Origin of the sequence: Halococcus thailandensis JCM 13552, from assembly GCF_000336715.1 — an archaeon.
GTDB classification, from domain to species: Archaea; Halobacteriota; Halobacteria; order Halobacteriales; family Halococcaceae; genus Halococcus; species Halococcus thailandensis.
In genome coordinates, this window is the sequence record NZ_AOMF01000039.1 from 1 (window position 1) to 367 (window position 367).

At 53.4% G+C, this 367-nt stretch carries 1 protein-coding gene; it reads left to right on the plus strand.

The window, feature by feature from the left end:
- A partial coding sequence (locus C451_RS20520; protein WP_007736327.1) for a helix-turn-helix domain-containing protein occupies positions 1-291 on the plus strand: 291 nt, incomplete at its 5' end.
- Positions 292-367: the final 76 nt, after the last annotated feature.

Consider the following 367-nt stretch of genomic DNA (forward strand, 5'->3'; position numbering starts at 1 on the left):
GGCGATTGCGCCCAGATGGAGATGCTTCGAACGGCGGTCGCCTCACCATCCACAAACGACACCTCCAACAGCAACACTGAATTGGCACCTGAACAGCAGGCAGCGGTTCAAGCCGCTGTTGAACATGGTTACTACGAATCTCCCAGAGAAATCGATGTCGGTGAACTAGCTGAGCATCTTACTATACCACGGTCGACGCTCACCTACCGACTCAGGCGAGCAGAAGAACACTTGGCGAAGCAGTACATTACCCGTGAGCAGCTACCAGACGAACCATCGCCGCCGCTTTGATGCGAAGTCCGGATTTGGAATATTCCAACTAAGGCTTATCGAGCTGTCCACCCTATCTTACGACGATGACTGAAGG